Genomic DNA, 911 nt, shown 5'->3' with positions numbered 1-911 from the left:
TTCTTGGCAACAATGCCTACTTTACATCACTTTGAGCCTTAACTGAACCGTATTGAGTTATAACGGAGTGGTGAGTGCTGAGTCTTGAGTTATAAGTCTTGAGTTGTGGTGTTATCTGTTGTCTATCCTTACCTGGAGTAACTAGATGATTAGTTAAACATCTTATTGTTACAGCACGTTAGGATAATTGATTAGGTGTGGCTAAATAAATAGAAATTTACTTATGAGTCAACTAGAAAAAGCTCAAGTTGAGTATGAAAGTTTTACTCAAGATTTTGAGAGTGTAATTATTAGTACAGTAAATGACCAGGGTCTTCCTAATGGAAGCTATACACCCTTTGTCATGGATGATGCGAAGAATATATATATATATGTAAGTGGATTATCAACTCACACTCAAAATATTTATGCTAATCCTCATGTGTGTGTTTTATTTATTGAGGATGAGACAAAGACTAATCAAATTTTTGCTCGTCGTCGGTTGAGTTTTGATTGTACAGCTACTCTGATTGAGCGAGAATCTGATACATGGAATCAAGTAGTTGACCAATTTCAGCAACGTTTTGGTGAGATTATCGAAGTTTTGCGCGGCTTGGCTGACTTTCGCATTTTCCGCCTGACTCCTACTGAGGGAAGATTTGTGATTGGGTTTGGGGCAGCATACCATATCAGTGGCGATCGCCTAAATCAACTCACCCAAATCACTGGCGACAAAGCATAAAAGTGCTGAGTAATGAGTAATGAGTAATGAGTAATGAGTAATGAGTAATGAGTAATGAGTAATGGGTAATGAGTAATGGGTAAAAAGTTAATTCCGCACTTGAAGTATCCTTAACTTCAATCCACTAGATTTATCTATTAGACCTATCTTTAAAATAAATTTTATAGGAAAATAAACAGAGAAGATAAAA

At 35.9% G+C, this 911-nt stretch carries 1 protein-coding gene; it reads left to right on the top strand.

Translation table 11 applies throughout. From position 1 onward, the window contains the following. Positions 1–223: 223 nt before the first annotated feature. The gene (locus ACM0OR_RS28305; RefSeq protein ID WP_414579728.1) at positions 224–721 is read left to right on the top strand and encodes a HugZ family protein; all 498 of its coding nucleotides are present in this window, start codon (positions 224–226) and stop codon (positions 719–721) included. Positions 722–911: the final 190 nt, after the last annotated feature.

This window comes from Anabaena sp. CCY 9402-a (assembly GCF_963920945.1).
In the GTDB taxonomy this organism is placed as follows: Bacteria; Cyanobacteriota; Cyanobacteriia; order Cyanobacteriales; family Nostocaceae; genus Trichormus; species Trichormus minutissimus.
This window is presented reverse-complemented; position numbering and strand designations above follow the sequence as displayed.

Bases quoted from the DNA above. Each gene is read 5' to 3' on its own strand.
- ACM0OR_RS28305 (WP_414579728.1), top strand. From the start codon at position 224: ATGAGTCAACTAGAAAAAGCTCAAGTTGAGTATGAAAGTTTTACTCAA.